This is a genomic window from Leptospiraceae bacterium (assembly GCA_016708435.1).
Lineage (GTDB): Bacteria > Spirochaetota > Leptospiria > Leptospirales > Leptospiraceae > UBA2033.
Genome location: JADJFV010000002.1, coordinates 347,736 through 363,614, shown reverse-complemented (window position 1 = coordinate 363,614; position 15,879 = coordinate 347,736). Strand labels below are relative to the sequence as shown.

The 15,879-nt window shown below is 35.7% G+C and carries 20 protein-coding genes; 10 read left to right on the top strand and 10 right to left on the bottom strand.

All coding sequences use genetic code 11. The annotated features are described in order from the left end of the window. Positions 1-42 precede the first annotated feature (42 nt). On the bottom strand, positions 43-1,938 hold the full coding sequence (locus tag IPH52_07140; GenBank protein MBK7054819.1) for a cellulase family glycosylhydrolase: 1,896 nt from the start codon (positions 1,936-1,938) through the stop codon (positions 43-45). After that, complete coding sequence (locus tag IPH52_07135) at positions 1,938-2,813, bottom strand: patatin-like phospholipase family protein (GenBank protein ID MBK7054818.1); 876 nt, start codon at positions 2,811-2,813, stop codon at positions 1,938-1,940. Before IPH52_07135 ends, IPH52_07140 begins: the two co-directional genes overlap by 1 nt. Before the next feature lie 83 nt (positions 2,814-2,896). Between IPH52_07135 and argB the strand changes: the two genes are divergently transcribed. After that, complete coding sequence (gene argB / locus IPH52_07130; GenBank protein MBK7054817.1) at positions 2,897-3,769, top strand: acetylglutamate kinase; 873 nt, start codon at positions 2,897-2,899, stop codon at positions 3,767-3,769. Between the two features lie 97 nt (positions 3,770-3,866). Here argB and IPH52_07125 read toward each other — a convergent pair whose 3' ends face one another. Then, positions 3,867-5,204 (bottom strand): ATP-binding protein, encoded by a 1,338-nt coding sequence (locus IPH52_07125; protein MBK7054816.1) that lies wholly within the window; start codon positions 5,202-5,204, stop codon positions 3,867-3,869. Positions 5,205-5,354: 150 nt separating this feature from the next. On the opposite strand from IPH52_07125, the gene IPH52_07120 reads away from it, so the two are divergent. Both IPH52_07120 and IPH52_07115 read left to right on the top strand, forming a co-directional pair. Beyond that, positions 5,355-5,930 (top strand): hypothetical protein, encoded by a 576-nt coding sequence (locus IPH52_07120; GenBank protein MBK7054815.1) that lies wholly within the window; start codon positions 5,355-5,357, stop codon positions 5,928-5,930. After that, positions 5,927-6,526 carry a hypothetical protein gene (locus IPH52_07115; protein MBK7054814.1) on the top strand — a complete coding sequence of 200 codons (600 nt, stop codon included), beginning with the start codon at positions 5,927-5,929 and terminating at the stop codon, positions 6,524-6,526. Before IPH52_07120 ends, IPH52_07115 begins: the two co-directional genes overlap by 4 nt. A gap of 4 nt (positions 6,527-6,530) precedes the next feature. Here the strand turns inward: IPH52_07115 and IPH52_07110 are convergent, their stop codons facing one another. The 4 genes from IPH52_07110 to IPH52_07095 form a co-directional block, all read right to left on the bottom strand. Beyond that, positions 6,531-7,574, bottom strand: a complete 1,044-nt coding sequence (locus IPH52_07110; GenBank protein MBK7054813.1) for a Fic family protein — start codon at positions 7,572-7,574, stop codon at positions 6,531-6,533. A 129-nt stretch (positions 7,575-7,703) separates the two neighbouring features. Continuing rightward, positions 7,704-8,213: a PaaI family thioesterase gene (locus IPH52_07105; protein ID MBK7054812.1), complete on the bottom strand. Its 510-nt coding sequence runs from the start codon at positions 8,211-8,213 to the stop codon at positions 7,704-7,706. Continuing rightward, positions 8,206-8,574 (bottom strand): hypothetical protein, encoded by a 369-nt coding sequence (locus IPH52_07100; protein MBK7054811.1) that lies wholly within the window; start codon positions 8,572-8,574, stop codon positions 8,206-8,208. The genes IPH52_07105 and IPH52_07100 overlap by 8 nt, the downstream gene beginning before the upstream one ends. Positions 8,575-8,614: 40 nt before the next feature. Continuing rightward, positions 8,615-9,301, bottom strand: coding sequence for an esterase (locus IPH52_07095; protein ID MBK7054810.1), 687 nt, complete (start codon positions 9,299-9,301; stop codon positions 8,615-8,617). 75 nt (positions 9,302-9,376) lie between these two features. Here IPH52_07095 and IPH52_07090 point away from each other — a divergent pair, with 75 nt between their 5' ends. The 5 genes from IPH52_07090 to IPH52_07070 all read left to right on the top strand — a co-directional run bounded on the left by IPH52_07090 (position 9,377) and on the right by IPH52_07070 (position 13,349). After that, the gene (locus tag IPH52_07090) at positions 9,377-9,589 is read left to right on the top strand and encodes a hypothetical protein (GenBank protein MBK7054809.1); all 213 of its coding nucleotides are present in this window, start codon (positions 9,377-9,379) and stop codon (positions 9,587-9,589) included. A gap of 55 nt (positions 9,590-9,644) precedes the next feature. Then, positions 9,645-9,923: a hypothetical protein gene (locus tag IPH52_07085; protein MBK7054808.1), complete on the top strand. Its 279-nt coding sequence runs from the start codon at positions 9,645-9,647 to the stop codon at positions 9,921-9,923. After that, entirely contained in the window at positions 9,920-10,330 is a 411-nt protein-coding gene (locus IPH52_07080) for a type II toxin-antitoxin system VapC family toxin (protein MBK7054807.1), read from the top strand. The genes IPH52_07085 and IPH52_07080 overlap by 4 nt, the downstream gene beginning before the upstream one ends. Positions 10,331-10,491: 161 nt before the next feature. Beyond that, positions 10,492-11,445 carry a DUF4384 domain-containing protein gene (locus IPH52_07075; GenBank protein MBK7054806.1) on the top strand — a complete coding sequence of 318 codons (954 nt, stop codon included), beginning with the start codon at positions 10,492-10,494 and terminating at the stop codon, positions 11,443-11,445. A 2-nt stretch (positions 11,446-11,447) separates the two neighbouring features. Beyond that, positions 11,448-13,349 carry a M48 family metalloprotease gene (locus IPH52_07070; protein MBK7054805.1) on the top strand — a complete coding sequence of 634 codons (1,902 nt, stop codon included), beginning with the start codon at positions 11,448-11,450 and terminating at the stop codon, positions 13,347-13,349. 128 nt (positions 13,350-13,477) lie between these two features. Here the strand turns inward: IPH52_07070 and IPH52_07065 are convergent, their stop codons facing one another. After that, positions 13,478-13,876 (bottom strand): hypothetical protein, encoded by a 399-nt coding sequence (locus IPH52_07065; GenBank protein ID MBK7054804.1) that lies wholly within the window; start codon positions 13,874-13,876, stop codon positions 13,478-13,480. A gap of 156 nt (positions 13,877-14,032) precedes the next feature. On the opposite strand from IPH52_07065, the gene IPH52_07060 reads away from it, so the two are divergent. Together IPH52_07060 and IPH52_07055 are read left to right on the top strand one after the other, a co-directional pair. Continuing rightward, positions 14,033-14,452 (top strand): CBS domain-containing protein, encoded by a 420-nt coding sequence (locus IPH52_07060; protein ID MBK7054803.1) that lies wholly within the window; start codon positions 14,033-14,035, stop codon positions 14,450-14,452. 27 nt (positions 14,453-14,479) lie between these two features. Beyond that, complete coding sequence (locus IPH52_07055) at positions 14,480-14,917, top strand: universal stress protein (protein MBK7054802.1); 438 nt, start codon at positions 14,480-14,482, stop codon at positions 14,915-14,917. Here IPH52_07055 and IPH52_07050 read toward each other — a convergent pair. Both IPH52_07050 and IPH52_07045 read right to left on the bottom strand, forming a co-directional pair. Continuing rightward, complete coding sequence (locus IPH52_07050; protein MBK7054801.1) at positions 14,914-15,447, bottom strand: MotA/TolQ/ExbB proton channel family protein; 534 nt, start codon at positions 15,445-15,447, stop codon at positions 14,914-14,916. The genes IPH52_07055 and IPH52_07050 overlap by 4 nt on opposite strands. Positions 15,448-15,457: 10 nt before the next feature. Beyond that, entirely contained in the window at positions 15,458-15,847 is a 390-nt protein-coding gene (locus IPH52_07045) for a cyclic nucleotide-binding domain-containing protein (GenBank protein ID MBK7054800.1), read from the bottom strand. Positions 15,848-15,879 lie beyond the last annotated feature (32 nt).

The following is a 15,879-nucleotide window of genomic DNA, read 5'->3' as shown; positions in this document are numbered from 1 at the left end:
TGCCACATGTTTTTTACAAGCATATTTTTTACTTTGAGTCTATTAATCCTTTAGAATCGTAATTCCATAAAGATCTACTCCACTTTCTCCTTGAAAAAAGAACAGGTTTTTATCCTTTTTATAGGTATAAGTGCCTGCATTAATCAATACTTTAAACCCCGCGGCATAGTGAACATCCGGTATGAAGATAACGCAGGAACCCTTATCGTAACCCCCACGTCGAAAGGAATACTTAAACAATCCTTTCTTTATATCGAAATAAAGTGAAACCGGGTTTCCTTCCGTTAGAATCGGATAAGGACGCGAAAACGCTTTCGTCCCTCTACCTCCATTTTCGCAAACTTCTCTTGGGGTGTCTTTGGAGTAAATGGATAAATCCTCTTCATTCCATTTGTCGCCTAGTTTATGAGTATTATCTGGAGTATAATTCCATATAGTCACGTTGACAATATTTTTTTCAATTGCTCTAAAGATTGCATCCATCGCCGATTCCTGCTTACTATAATCTAGCGTTTTATATGCATTAGCTCCTTCCATATCCATAGGAATCCCTGTTTCACCAATGAGTGTTGGACAAGAATTCATTTCCGTTGTTGACATATTCTTAATAGCTGCAATCGAATCGTTATACATAGCTCGGACCGCTTCTTTTCCGAAGACGGGTTTCATCTTAAAACCGTGAACTCCGAACCAATCAAAGCTTTTTTTTGTAAAGAGTAAAACTCCATCATACCAATGACTAGCATTGACTACTGACGAGTAACCCTTCTTTTCTTTTTCATCCCATTTTAATTCAAGTTTAGTTGGATCACTTTCAATGAATATAAAAAATTGTTTGTTTACTTTTTGAATTGATGTTTTAAAATTTTTTATAAATGGCTTCATAAAATCAGAATAGAAATCTATGCTTCTTCCATTTACCTTTGAAAAATAATCTGCTTTCAAAAGCATTGGTGCACCATTTGGGTCGTAGTTCCATACACCATGCCGGCGCCAAACACAAATATGCCCCTTATTCCAAATGGAAATTCCATTCGGATTCATTGCATGCTTTCCAATTGTAATTCCAAAGGGTCCTAAGAGAAATTTTATATCAATACTGCAAGAAACTCCTTCCGAGGCATACATCTCTTGAAAAGGTGTAGAGGTATGAAGAATCCCATTTCCAAATCCTCCAAATTCAGACAAATTCTTTCGAGCGATAAAGCCGGGAGATGGCTCATTTAAAGATCCAAATCCTACTACATTTTTAAATTTTGAAATTTTTCGAGCAAGCCGAAGAATTGATTTTATATAATGAGATTGCAGATAATCCTGAATATTCACACCATCTATTTTTAGATTAGGCGCAAAAACCTTGCCTCCAAAAAAAAGAGAAAAGAGAGTTGCCGTTGGATACTTTTGATAATTCTGAGGCCAGATCATTTTTTTATAGTCTTTTCCTTGCGCATAATGAATGTAAGCCATTTCAGCGTCTTTTAATTTCATTATATCAATGCCGATAGATTCAAGTGTCCAGCCAGGTGCTCCATCGCCACCGGTAAAGCGAGACCATACATCTTGGTGTGGATCTATAAAAAGATAAAATCCTTTTTTCTCGGCAAGTTTTACCATGCGAACAATATATTCAATGTATTCATCATCATAAATGCCGGGACCACCATGCTCGATTGCTTCCCATGTAATCAAAAAACGTAAGAAATTAAAACCCCATTTTTTTAATCGATCAAAATGCTCATTTGCTTCTTCTTCTAAAAAAGGACGACCAATAAAAGAAACATTACGATGATTTTTAAAACTTTCAGTTTGATCGAGTAAGGTTGTCCCATCAGGAATGGTAGGTAGTTTGGAACTACCTGCAAGATTAACTCCGCGTAATAGTATTATGCCCCCGCTTTTATCAGAGAAGAAACCATTTTTAGAGTAGAGTCGGTTCATTAAGATAAAGCACCTAATTGTTCTTTGGCGTCATTGTATCCCATTTCGATAAGCGAATCAGCTTGCAAATGACTAAAATTTAAAATACTTCTAAGACCCAGAAAATTTTTAGGGCTAACAGCTCTTATCCGAATATTTTTATTTTGAATTAAGTAATCGAAAAAAGAAAGAATTGATTTTGAATCTTTTTGAAGCTCTGTGTATTCGATGCTAGAGCGAATTGCTTGGTAGGAAGAAATGAGCGTCATTTCAAAGACTCTTTCGAGAGCTTCCTTTCTTGAGGTAGGTAATTCCATTTGCACTTTACCAACAGGAGAAAGCAAAACCACAATAATGTCTTTAGCGTCTTCATCAATTGCGGGTGCGATAGGAGTATTTGCCATTAGCCCACCGTCCCAATACGGCTGGCCATCGACATACTGCCAAGGAAACACAACAGGTATTGCAGACGACGCCATAAGATGTTGAATTCCAATTTCCTCGTTCGAAAAATAAACCAGTTCCGAATTACTGATATTAACCGCTGAAATGAAAACTTTTGTTTTAGCACTGCGCAATTTTTCAAAATCCAATTCGCGTGCAAGAAGACGTTTCATCGGAGTAGTATCTACCATAGGAGAAAACCTTCTGAAGATAATATCTTTAATATTCTGCCATATAGAATAATGCATTACGTTTCCAGTTTGAATGCTTCGCCAAAGTTCAATTAACTTTTCAGGAGTGAAACCACAACCGAGTGCGGTTGCATTGAGTGCGCCAACGGAAGTTCCACAAATTACATCGGGAATAAATTTTTGTTCCGAGAGATATTTGTAAACTCCTGCTTGATATGCGCCACGCGCTCCGCCACCTGATAGAATTAAAGCTTTTTTCATAAATCCATTTTAGGGAATCGACCGCCTATCTCAAGAATAAAAAAAACTTTTAGTATATATCCCTTGTGAAAAGATAGGAAACTATGGAAGAAAATATTTCAAAGATAAAAAACATTTTAGAAGCACTCCCGTATATCACAGAATTCGCAAATAAAATTATCGTAATCAAATATGGCGGAGCCGCAATGATTAAAGACGATTTGAAGGAATCCTTTGCGCGAGACGTAGTGCTTTTAAAATACTTAGGAATTCACCCAATCATCGTGCATGGTGGTGGACCGGAAATCAACCAGATTCTAGATGTATTAAAACTACCTGTAAAGTTTGTGAGAGGTCATAGAGTTACAGATGCCAAAACCATGGAAGTTGTAGAAATGGTTTTATCCGGAAAATTAAACAAACAAATCGTAAGTTTAATTAATTCAAAATCAGGAAACGCTTTGGGAATTTCCGGTCGCGATGGAAAATTAGCAACGGCTGAAATTCAAAAGATTGAAGTCCAAGACGAGAACGGCAAAATGGAATTAGTCGATGTTGGGTTTGTCGGGAAAATCACGAAAATCAACAAAGTTCTACTCCAATCCCTTCTTGATGCAAAAACAATTCCAGTCATTTCGCCCGTTGCTGAGGATAACAACGGTCAGGCGCTCAACATCAACGCAGATACAATGGCGGGAGCAATCGCTGGAGCACTTAACGCAGAAAAACTCATTTTACTTACAGATACTCCAGGCATTCTCATCAAGGAAAAATTGGCTGAGTATTTGAATGAAGCTCAAGTCAGAGAACTCATTCAATCAGGAGATATTTCAGGCGGCATGATCCCAAAAGTAGAATGTTGTTTAGACGCAATTCAAAATGGAGTTAAGAAAACTCATATCATAGATGGTAGGATAATGCATTCATTGCTATTAGAACTTTTTACAAATAGTGGAATTGGAACTTTGATTGCCTAAAGGAACCAATCATGACTCTGAGAATTATCCAAAATGAAATCAAACTCCAAATCACAATTGATTTTATAAACAGAGCAAAATGACGATATAGCGCAAATTACAGTTGAGCGGATTTTATGACTTCTAATAGCCTCTCAGTCTCTGCAATCATATAGAGGGGAATAGAGAGTAACCCCTCGTAGTAAGATAAAGGGAGCTTCGAATAACGAATTGAGATTTGATTCTGCATTTCTCCTTTGTATAATTTTAAACTTTTTAGGCTCCCAGTTTTCCCTGCTTTTACTTCGACAGGATAAACTTCTGATTTATATATTAGCAGATAATCTATCTCCGCACTACTCCCTCGTTTAAATCGTTCCCAATAGAAAAATTTTGCTCTTTCTTCTGGACTTGCATAAGCAATTAGTTCTTGCCCGACAAATTGTTCTGCCAGTCCGCCTTCATAGACTCCAAGTATATTAGGAGAAGTTAATATAGTTTCTTCTAATCCACTTGCTTTTAAAGAAAGACCTGTATCTAGAAATATTAGTTTATAAAAATTTTCTTTCGCGTGATAAGAAAGAGGAAGCTCTGTGTTATTAGTTCCAATAACTTTGTTCACAACTCCTGCCGACTCTAAAAGTTCTACTACTTGTTTTAATTCTCTCGAAGGAGTTTCTCTATCAATTTCAGAGTAGCGAATTTTTTTTCCAAGCATCGTGTGGATACCATAGAATACCTTTTCTAAATACTTTTGTTTGACCTTACCCGCATACTTAGAAAAATCATCTCGGTAAGTTAGCAAAAGAGAAAGTTGAATCTGTTTTACAAGAGAAAAGTTTTTCGTTTCCGTATATACTTTTACAGCTTCCGGCATTCCGCCTACAATTAAATAATCTTGGTATAAGTTTAATAATTTTTCGTGAACAACAGAACTAAATTCATCAGAGAGATTTACTTTGTGTAAAAATTCTAATACTATTGTTTCGCCTATCGCTTCTAAGAATTCCTGAAAGCTGAGCGGATAAATGTAAAGAAATTGAATTCGTCCAACCGGAGAACGATATTCCTCAGAATTTAAAGCAAACTCCAAAAGGGAGCCCGCAGCAATCACTGCAAGTGTCGGCATCTGTTCATGAAAATAACGAAGAGAAAGAATCGCCTCTGGACATTCTTGAATTTCATCTAGAAAAAGAATCGTATTTTCCAATTCTATTTTTCGATTTAAATATAATTCCAAATTTTTTAATATGCGTTCTGGCTTTTTATCTTTAAAAGAATTTTTCAACTCCGGTTGCAATTCAAAATTAATTTCAATGTAGTCCGAAAACTCATTTTTACCAAATTCTCGCACAAGAAACGACTTTCCCACCTGCCTTGCCCCTCGCAAAATCAGCGGCTTTCGATAGGGAGAATTTCGCCATTCTAGCAATTTTGGATACAATTTTCGCTGCATAGGTCTACTTTATGCATATAATGTATAATAGTCAAGGTTATTTTATACATTATATGCATTAAAGCTAAGATTATTTAATGTAGAAGCTGGTTTAGCTTTCGGTAAATGATTTTTTTGACAGGATTCAGAAGATTTCCAGGATGTATATCTATGAAGACAATCCTTCCATTTCTATTTCTGCTTTCATTTCTGAACTGTATTACGCATGATTCGGTGTTATTAAATTCATCAAAGTATAAAAGTTCTACAAACCTAAATAAAGAAACTATCGCTATCAGGAGTATTGAAATCATCGACTATCCTGATAATCAGAAAGCTTTTTTCGAGTCCATGTTAAAGGCAAATCTATATAATGCGCTAATTGAAACGAAAACTTTTGAGGAAGTCAATTATTATAAAGATTCCAACACTAATTCTAAAATAAAAATTATTGATTTAAAGTTTAAGAAATATTTTAACCAACTAGAAGTTCATCCTCTATACTTTCCATTAGCCACTCTCACTTTGACTTTATATATTTGGTTTGGCGGACCGATAGTAAGATATGAAGCAGACTATACTCTGGAAGTAAATTCTTATGACAGTAAAGGGAATAAATTAAACAGTTCAACGCAAAATTTTAAAGATTCTACAAACGAAAATATATATTTTCCACTTAAAGCAAGAAGAGAAATTCCAATTAGTCGATTTAATTTTATCCTAGATTCAATTAGGAGCGTATTATGAAATACAGTCTCCTTTTTATTTTGAGTCTAATTCTGTTTAACTGCCTAAGCACAGATTACAAAACACAATCTACAACTAAATTAAATTATCCTCATATAAACAAAGATGTAAATCTTATGATTAGCTATAACTATTTAAGTGATGACAAAATCCTTGATGTCCCTTTGAGTCTAGTGTCATATATTCCATCATTGACAGCACTGGATGAATTAATTTTTATCAGAGAATCATTTACAAGAAACGGTAATTTCAAATCCGTAGAACTAAATAGTAATAAACAGAATCTTGACTTAAATGTTAAAGTTACATTTAAAAATAGCACGAATATACTCGCAATCTTTGTAACTGCACTAACCATCTACATCATTCCACATTACTACGATGTAGATTTAGAATTGGAAGCAATTATAAAAGACGAAGCCAAAAGAAAAGAAACAAAATTTTATTCTCAGAAATCAAAAAGCAAATTATGGTTTGGCTGGTTTCCTGCTATAATCGGAGTCTTTAATTCTCCCGCGGCAGAGAGAAAAGAAATGATTAACTCAATGGTAATTAATTTACTGAATGAATTGAGTAAAGACGAAGTGGTAAAGTAAAATCTTAAATTGTATAATAACTACCCTTCCCATTTCCAAACTTTTGAATGTAACCTTTTGTTGCAAGAACTTTCAGATTTGCTTTTACCGTATTTCGATTTGCATTTGTAAGACTTACAATTTCACCAATGGCCAGTTTGCCATGATCTTTTATGAGGCTAATAATCATTTGACTCAAACTAGAAATATCGGATTTGACAAGATTTAATTCGGCATTGATTTTTTTACGCAAAGCATTTTTCTGTTTTACGAGACAATCTAGAAAAAATACAATCCAGATATTTATTTTTTTGAAATCGCGTAAGTTTTTTTGCGCTTTATTAAGCGACAAATAGTAGTTATCCTTATTTTCTTCTATAATCTTTTCCAGCGAAGAATATGGAACATAAGTGTATCCTGCCTTCAGAAGTAAAAGAGTAGTTAAAATTCTAGAAAGTCTTCCATTCCCATCTTGAAACGGATGGATTGCAAGGAAATTTAGTGTAAAAAGACTAATTACTATTAGCGGATGAACCTTTTTATCCGCTATTTCCATACTAGTCCAGTCAATTAAAGATTTCATTCGTATCGGCGTTTCGAAGGGAGAGACAGTTTTTAAAACTACACCTAAACTTTTTCCTTTCGAATCAAATGCCTCTAGGTGGTTGTCTATTTTTTTGTAATTGCCTTTATGACTTCTATCCTTAGAGCTGTATTTCAAAAGAATTTTATGAAATTGCTTAATGTAATTTTCTGTTAGCGGAATATCATGGTAAGAATTAAAAACTTGATTCATCGCATCCGAATAACCAGCAACTTCTTCCTCGTCACGCGAACGAAACGAGGATAAGTCGAGTCCTTTTAGTAGACTTTCAATTTCGCCATCGGTAAGCTTTGAGCCTTCAATTCGCGTGGATGAACCAATAGATTCAATGCTCGCAACTTTTTTCAAAGTAACTAGTTTGTCTTTCGACAAACCAGTTAAATACCTCCACTCCCCTTTAAATTCGTCTAATTCAGCGATGGAAGCTAAAATCTCAGGAGTAATCTCGATTTTTGGAATATCCATATCTATATCCATAAATACCCATATTCAGATTCTCTTGTCAAGCGTGTTTTTAAGTATTGAATTGAAATCAAGAACAGTAAAGATAGAAAGGCATCGCTTCAGATTCCAAATTAAGAAATGACCATAAGCCTACTTACCAAAAACTTTCTCTTCAAAGTCTGCTAGAAATTTTTCAGGGAAAATTTGGCGTTTGCGAATTTGTTCGGGGGTAAATAGAATTATGCTCCCGATTGCTTTTGCTGCAAGAATTTTTTCATGATTAAAAACGGAAGCCTCTACAATTACTTCCCGCTTCGATTTGGTTTCAATAATTTTTCCGATGGAATGGATTTCTTTTCCTACAAAAAGCGGTTGCAAGAATTCAACGCTTAGTGCTTTTGTAAGCATGTAACTTTGGCGTAAGTAAATCACTGTCCAGGCGATTGTCTCGTCGAGGATAGTCGTCGTTACCCCACCATGAACTACATTGCTCCAGCCACATAAATGAGCAGGAACTTGTAAACTAGAAAATACAGATTCCTCGTCTGTATAAAACTTCATCTTTAAACCCTTTTCATTTACAGGACTACAAGCAAAACAGGCTCCATCCGTTTGATTTGGAACTTTTTTATAAGAAGTCAAATTTGTAAAATCAATCATAAGCTAAAACACCTGACATATATGAATTCATTCTCGCCACTTTCCATTTACAAGTTTTATTATCAAGCGTATAATAGAAGATACGAAAGTCATAGCCGGTGTCTGTCGCATTACTTCCTTTAACAGGTGTATAAAAATACTTAATATGACAGATACCTATTTTATCTTGAACAATCCGAACGGGCTGCATTGTATAAATACCATTCCATTCACCAAGAGTATCATAGAATATTTTTGCTTCTGTCCCAAGAGATTCACATTGAAAGATTGGTAAAGGCTTACAGTTATTAGTCTCGATTGAGGCTATTAGAATTGAAATAGAGAAAAGGTAACTAGTAAGAAAAAATAATTTTAAATTCATAAAACCCTCTGCGACTCAGTGCCTCTGTGGCAAATTTCAGTTACCTCAACAAATACTGACTCAATCGTTTCAAAACTTTATCAGGAATTTCATGACCGCCGTTGAATGAAACAAACTCGCCCGACATACCGTTTTCACGAAGAAGTGTTTCTAAATTTTTTCCATTTTGATAAATTAAAACAGGATCTTCTGTTCCATGACTCTGAAAAAACTGAATTCTAGATTTTTTTTGTGCAAGCACCGACCATTCACTTTGACAAATCAAAGTTCCGGATAATATGATTAAGCCGTTTGTATTTTCTGTCAGACGCAAAGTGACGTCAGTCGCAAGCATTGAGCCCTGACTAAATCCACCAAGAGTAATTTTTTCAAGGGGCGTTTTTAAATCTTCAAGCATTTTCATAATTTCTTCATTAGCTTTATCAAGTCCGGGCGGATGTAAATTTGCAAAATTCATTCCATATTTTGCGACATGATCGATTGCCGATGCCATAAGAGGAAACCAGGCTCTACCTTTATAACCGCCTCCCATGTCCATTTCCATTGGCGCATCCGGAAAATACCAATTAGTCCCTACTGGTGCTTTGATGTATTGATGAAGTGGAAGTAAATCCTGTGCATTAGCACCAAATCCATGCATCAATACAATGACAGGACCGCCCTCTTTTCCTTTTACTTCATAACAGTTTAAATTTCCAATTTTTCTTTGCGCGATTCCAGTTTGCATGAATCTACTTATTTTGATTTACATCTATTCGTCAAGTTAAGAATTATTTAACCTCAGAGGAACAGGCGCAGGCATTTGTCGCGAATACTTAGAGCGAAGGGAAGACAAGACACCGATAAGAAATTTATGGAAAGAAAAATCGTTATGATCTGTATGTTCATCGGCACTGCTATTGGAGGATATATCCCGACTTTCTTTGGTGCGGATATTTTTTCGATTAGTTCAATTCTTGGAACTGTAATTGGCGGCTTCCTCGGAATTTGGATTGCTAATAGACTGGTAAATTAAGAAATGTGGGATATTCCCACTTGACATATATTCCCACTTGTAGTAAAATTGTGACATGGATACAAGTAAAATACTGCACGCAGATAATAAAGGAAGAATTCTTCTGGGGCGAGAATACGCAGGAGCATTTATAGGAGTAAGTGTAAGCTCAAACGGCTTGTTCTTACAGAGAATGCAGGTTATTCCTATGGAGGCAAATAAAAAGAAAAAAACCTCCGCCAATATTTTAGGATACGCGGGCGCATGGGAGAAAATGTCCGACTCTGATTTGACCAGTTTTTTGAAAGAAGTTAGAACAAGACGTAAGGCTACTTCTAAGAGAAATAAAATTTGAACAAAGGATTCGTTCTAGATACAGATACAGTTTCTTTTTATTTAAGAAAAAAAGAAAGTGTAGTTGAACAGTTTAAAAAAGCTATTCAAGGGGAATTGTTGGTTGGGATTACACTTATTACCCACTACGAGATACTTTCTGGTTTAAAATTCAAACACTCAGAGAAATACTTAAAATCTTACCTTAATTTTTCCAAAGAACTAAATATCTATCCACTGACAGAAAAATCCGTGGAGCTATCCTCTGAGATATATGCTAGTTTGCGCAAAAAAGGAAATCCGTTAAACGATATAGATATACTAATAGCAGGCATTGCTATGGAAAATAAAAATATACTGGTTACAGGAAACGCATCTCACTTCGGTAGAATCAAAGGATTAAATATAGAAGACTGGATTACAATCTAGATTTATAAGATTATCTAAAACTTCTTTAATGCGGTCTGGCGTGGAATAAACCAGTCTAGTCCATTAAAGCCATACTTTTTTAAGAGACAACTCGCTCATTCTCAAAATATTATTGCAATCAATCAAGTCACTACTAATAGTTAGAATTTTAGGGAGTGAAAATGAAACCATTCTTATTTAAATTGGCAAGTGTATTCGGAATCCAATCCATTCAAAATTCAGGACTTCAGATTAAGCGTTACTTACTTTTAATTCTATTCTCCTTTCCCATTTATGCTAACGGCAAATTGACTGTAGCCGTCATCGGACCCCAGCCTGATCTCAGAGCAGAAATCGAATCGACCATGAGTAAGACCGATTTTTTACAACCAGTCGAGCGGACACGGATTGATTCTTTACTAACGGAAATGAAATTAGGTCAACAGGGAATTCTAAAAGAAGGCAGTTATGCGAAGGCGGGCAATACGTTAGGCGCTTCCTACTTAGTGCTTGTAGAAAAAGGCTCAACTAGTTTTAGAATAGTTCATACTCAATCTTCTCGAATTATTGGTAGTTGGACTGGTTTGAATGATACATCTTCCCAAGAATTCTTAGCCGTTCTTGAAAGAGAAAAGTCATTACAGGAATTAGCAAATCTAAAATCTCCGGGCAAACGAGACTATAAAATTGAAATTACTAATGCACTTGGCTCTAAGGATAACGGTGGAGCAGTCATAGGAGATGAGTTGCGGGTAGAATTCATTATCCGCTCGAAGCAAGAAAAATATGCATACGTTACAATACTAGTCTATGGACAGGATGGATCTATTACACAATTATTTCCCAACAAATACCAATCCAACAACAAAGTAGAGACTAACAAAGAGTTTGCTTTTCCACCTCCTGACGCTCCAAAGAAATACAAGCTCATAGCCTCCACTCCAATCGGCGAAGATACGATGGTAGTCATTGCCTCTGATTCCTCTGTTGCGCTCGAAAATGGAGTTTCACAGGGAATTTATACCGGTAGCACAAAAAGCTTGTTAGGCACAAAAGGTATCACTCTACAATTAGATAAAACTGGAAAAACAAAATACGATGTCAATCGAATTGTTTTTGAAACAAGGGAGAAATAAACATGAAAACAAACCTAATTAAATCAATATTCTTAGCCTTCTTGATTGCTACGGCTAATTCCATTTTTCCGTTAGAGTCAGTAAATTTTGAAGAGGCCCTTTGGTCACAAGTGCAATCTCTCAGTTTAGCAGATTACAAAAAGCATGCAAAGGCCTTAGGCGGCGACATCAAAGAGCATAAAAATTGGCGCCATACGATAGACGCAACTTTTCATAAACTGAAAAGTAATTCAGGCAATGCTAATTTTGAATCACAATACTCGATCATTAAAGACGATGCATTTAACGCATTTGCATTCCCTGGAGGACAATTTATCATTCTTACCGGTCTACTCGATGAAATGGACAATCAGATTCAAAAGGATACTGGAAGTAAGCCTAACACTCGAGAATTTGAGAGATATCGAGAAATATATTTAGCTCCAATGCTTGCACACGAATTAGGACATTTTTATAATCGTCATAGTTTCAAATCATACCTTGCTAAGATTGAAAAGAAAAATTCCAAGGATGAAAATGAGGAAAGTAGAGAATTCGAATTAGACGCTGACATGAGCGGAATTCTATTACTGCAAAGGTCTGGCTATGATGTAAAGTATTTCACAAAAATGCTTAAACATCTAAATGACATCAGGCAAAAAGATTTGAATGCTGGGGCAAAATCCAATACCTATTTTCAAACTCACCCTTCTCCTAATGAAAGACTTTCAAAAATAAATTCCGAGCATAAGGATCTTTACGCTTGGGCGGCTAAGATGGAGTATGTGTTTGCAGATATTCAAACTTCTCGTAATCTAGAAAAGGCTTTAAAAGAATTAGACGAAGCATTGAATACGTATCCCGATAATCTGGATTTTCAGAAAGCGCGCACAGTAGCATTGCATAAAATCTGGATAGAATCCGCATTAGTGGAAGATTTAAAATTAAAAAGCATTATAGACCTACCCTCTTTTCGTGACAATATGGTCTTCGATAAAAAAGCCCAAAAGAGTGTTACAAAAAAAATCCCGGGTGATCGAGTAAAGTTTAACAAGGCATTAACCGCTTACAGAACCTTAATTCAAGAAAATCAAGACCCTTGGTTTGTTTCCAACTTCTCTGTTCTATTGGTTTATTCTCCAGAAAAACAAGATGAGGCTAACGCACTGAAACTTGCACGCTCTTCTTTTCATGCAGAACCAACGGTTCAAACTCTAAACAACCTTGCTTTCTGTCATACGCTTGCAGTAATAGAAGGCAATTCGAAATTATCCCGAGAAATATTTAAAGAGATGGCTCGTGTTCTTGTTCCAGAGATAGAAGAATTCTACAAAGGACAAGGTAGAAATAACGAAGCCCTTCAACTAGTAAAAGATTTACAAAAATCAATAAAAAACAAAGAAGCAGAGGAAGAGGATATAAGCGCTGTTATCCTGAACTTGGCAATACTTGATATGAATTCAGCAAAAGGAACTGTAAAATTCTATTTTTTAAATTTTGACTCTTCATCCAAATGGGCTGAATTTCTCAGTAAATCTGCCGCTGTTTCAATCCCGCCAAAAGACGAAGGTAAAGCTTCATTAGTCGATGGAATTCAAATCGGAACAACAATCAAAGAACTTCTCTCTTTATGGAAAGAGCCAGATAGAAAACCGAAAGTAGAAGATGGAATGGAGATTTGGTATTATGATACAAAGTCTTCCAAAGTATATATGCGAGACGGAATCGTGCATCAAATCCATTTGCTCGGAGAAGACAGTCCTTCCTATGGAGAAATTAAAATTGGCTCAGATAAATCTCTTGTGGAAAAAGAGCTTGGAAAAAAATATAAGAAGCAAAACAAATTTATTATTTTTGAAAAAAAAGATAAGATAGGCCTTTCATTCGATGAAAACAAAGTAGAAAGGCTACTTATCTTTGATTGAGGATAATACTTGTTTACCCATTATACACAAAGCAATAAAGTCAATAGCCCGCGGCAGCGAACCCACCGTTAGGTGTAGCCCCAAATCCAGCGCTGGGCACGCTGGTCACTCACCTTGCGTAAGGTGAGTTATTTATCCTCTTCTACTTTTCTTTTGGGCTTTTGCTTTTTATTCTTCTTTCTATTTACATCTCCCCCGCGAACGCCGGCGGTGTCAGTTTTCCCATCTGGTTTAAAATTTTTTATTCCAGAAGACTTGATAACATCAGAAAGAAGAATTGTTGTATTCTTCTCAACGCGGTAAACAGTATCTTTGTATTTGAATTCTAAAAAACCCATTCCATCAGACTGGACTTTAGCAGTTAAAGGATATTCTTCATCGACTTTTGGAACTTTTGACTCACCATTGACGATGACCTGCACATTCTTTCTTAGAAGAGTTATCGTTACCATTTCCGTTTCTTGCGAAAATAAAATTTGAAACGATAGGAGAAATAGAGTTATAAAAAAAATCTTGATTATTTTCATAAATTTATTTTGAAAATATATTAGAAACAATCAACCCATTTTCTTTTTATTGGAAAATTATCTTTTGGAAAGAAATGGTAAATGTTTAAAAATTATTGCCAAGACTGAGACAATATGATATTATCAAATATCAAGATTTCTAAGAGAGGAAACGAAATGAAGAGTTCATTTGATGGATTGAAGATAAGAGATGTAATGACAAAAAATGTTTTTACTGTCAGTCTAAAGCATACTTGGCAAGACGCAGCTCGGAAAATGAGTTCGAAAAATATTCACCACCTTGTCATCGTTGATGAGTTACATCATCCAGTTTCAGTCATGTCTGTCACAGATTTCCTAAAGTTTGCCTTGAATAACGATAAAGCTATTCTTTTGAAAACCATTGAGGAAGTCCAACCACATCATAGATTGATTGCTCTTAATGCAAATGCAAACGCATATGATGCAGTAAACGAAATGAATAATCATCTTATAGAATCAGTGGTTGTATTAGATGACGAAGGAAGACTGGAAGGTATTGTTACATCGAAAGACTTAATGAATGTAATTTTCTTTGACGAAAAGTTTGAGGAATAAAAACATAGAAACAAAGGCATTCCAATTATGAAAAATCTACTCGTTACCGTTACCTTCGAAGAAAAAGAAACCTCAGTCCTACTCGACAAAGCAATGTCCATTGCTGAAAAATTTGGCTCCAAGATTTGGCTTGTGCATATTGCTGCGCCTGATCCAGATTTTGTGGGTTACGAAGTTGGTCCACAATACATTCGCGATCATCGCGCCGATGAATTGAAAAAAGAGCACAAGCTTGTTAAAAGATATGCTGATGAACTCCGCGAAAAGAAATTTGATGCAGAGGGACTTTTAGTTCAAGGGGCTACTGTTGATATGATTCTAAGAGAATCTGTTAAGTTGAATATTGACTTAGTTATCATTGGACATCACAAACACAATCTACTCTATAAGATTTTTGTGCAAGACATTGACGAAACCATTGTCCATGAATCAAAAGTTCCAGTGCTCATGATTCCATTCGGCTAATGAATATTCGCCTCTTCCGAATGAAATAAAAATGCATACGCCTTTTCTTCTATGACTTCTAGTAAATGTTTCAATATATAGAAAGACATCATAGAGGGAATGGCTATCATGAGTCCAGCAATTGTTGTAAGTAAAGCAACGCCGATTCCATCCGCAAATACTTCCGCTGAAGCCGAACCACTTACTTTCATGTTTTGAAAAGAAATATAAATTCCAATCACAGTTCCGAGCAGACCGGATAACGTTGATAAGCCGGCAAGGTTACTCAACCAATAAATACGCCTCTCGTAGAGCACCAGCTGATCCTCAAACACCATCCAGAATTTTCTTTTTCCAGAATGCTTGGAAGCTTTAAACAATAATTTCATTATAGAGCTAGACGGAGTTTTTTTTTGAATGGAGTTAACATCTTTTACTAATCTCAAAAGAGTAGTGAAGAGGTGCAAGATAAGTGAAGTATTGATGATTGTAATAATTGCAAGCGGATACATTAAGAATCCGCCAGATTGAAAAAGGGAAAATAAATTCAAAAAGGAAAACTCACTGGAATTCCATTTTCTTTGCGGATAGCTCGTTGATTTTCTGAAAGAGTAAATCGTTTGTATTCGCCAAACGCGCCGCCATAATATTTACCATCTTAGCGGCAAACAACGGATTATCCGATAGAAATTTTTCTAATTGTGCACGACTCTCTATGACTGCTAAACGAACGTCAGTGATTACCCTCGCGCAGGCACTTCTCGGTTTATCACGAAACAATGCCATCTCTCCGAAAAAGTCACCTTGGTTCATAGTAGCAAGATGTGTCTCTTGTCGGTTTAAAATTACATAAATTTCTACCGTGCCTTCAAGGACGATGTACATGGACTTTCCAAAATCCCCTTCTTTGAAGATAGTTTTGCCCGCTTTTAAACTAACAATGGATGCCATTTAAGTTCCTCGATTCGGAAAAACGATTTAGT

What these genes read in the sequence shown, in the direction of transcription:
- IPH52_07140 (MBK7054819.1), bottom strand. Translation starts at nt 1,938, where the DNA reads ATGAACCGACTCTACTCTAAAAATGGTTTCTTCTCTGATAAAAGCGGG.
- IPH52_07135 (MBK7054818.1), bottom strand. Translation starts at nt 2,813, where the DNA reads ATGAAAAAAGCTTTAATTCTATCAGGTGGCGGAGCGCGTGGCGCATAT.
- argB (MBK7054817.1), top strand. Translation starts at nt 2,897, where the DNA reads ATGGAAGAAAATATTTCAAAGATAAAAAACATTTTAGAAGCACTCCCG.
- IPH52_07125 (MBK7054816.1), bottom strand. Translation starts at nt 5,204, where the DNA reads ATGCAGCGAAAATTGTATCCAAAATTGCTAGAATGGCGAAATTCTCCC.
- IPH52_07120 (MBK7054815.1), top strand. Translation starts at nt 5,355, where the DNA reads ATGAAGACAATCCTTCCATTTCTATTTCTGCTTTCATTTCTGAACTGT.
- IPH52_07115 (MBK7054814.1), top strand. Translation starts at nt 5,927, where the DNA reads ATGAAATACAGTCTCCTTTTTATTTTGAGTCTAATTCTGTTTAACTGC.
- IPH52_07110 (MBK7054813.1), bottom strand. Translation starts at nt 7,574, where the DNA reads ATGGATATTCCAAAAATCGAGATTACTCCTGAGATTTTAGCTTCCATC.
- IPH52_07105 (MBK7054812.1), bottom strand. Translation starts at nt 8,213, where the DNA reads ATGATTGATTTTACAAATTTGACTTCTTATAAAAAAGTTCCAAATCAA.
- IPH52_07100 (MBK7054811.1), bottom strand. Translation starts at nt 8,574, where the DNA reads ATGAATTTAAAATTATTTTTTCTTACTAGTTACCTTTTCTCTATTTCA.
- IPH52_07095 (MBK7054810.1), bottom strand. Translation starts at nt 9,301, where the DNA reads ATGCAAACTGGAATCGCGCAAAGAAAAATTGGAAATTTAAACTGTTAT.
- IPH52_07085 (MBK7054808.1), top strand. Translation starts at nt 9,645, where the DNA reads ATGGATACAAGTAAAATACTGCACGCAGATAATAAAGGAAGAATTCTT.
- IPH52_07075 (MBK7054806.1), top strand. Translation starts at nt 10,492, where the DNA reads ATGAAACCATTCTTATTTAAATTGGCAAGTGTATTCGGAATCCAATCC.
- IPH52_07070 (MBK7054805.1), top strand. Translation starts at nt 11,448, where the DNA reads ATGAAAACAAACCTAATTAAATCAATATTCTTAGCCTTCTTGATTGCT.
- IPH52_07065 (MBK7054804.1), bottom strand. Translation starts at nt 13,876, where the DNA reads ATGAAAATAATCAAGATTTTTTTTATAACTCTATTTCTCCTATCGTTT.
- IPH52_07060 (MBK7054803.1), top strand. Translation starts at nt 14,033, where the DNA reads ATGAAGAGTTCATTTGATGGATTGAAGATAAGAGATGTAATGACAAAA.
- IPH52_07055 (MBK7054802.1), top strand. Translation starts at nt 14,480, where the DNA reads ATGAAAAATCTACTCGTTACCGTTACCTTCGAAGAAAAAGAAACCTCA.
- IPH52_07045 (MBK7054800.1), bottom strand. Translation starts at nt 15,847, where the DNA reads ATGGCATCCATTGTTAGTTTAAAAGCGGGCAAAACTATCTTCAAAGAA.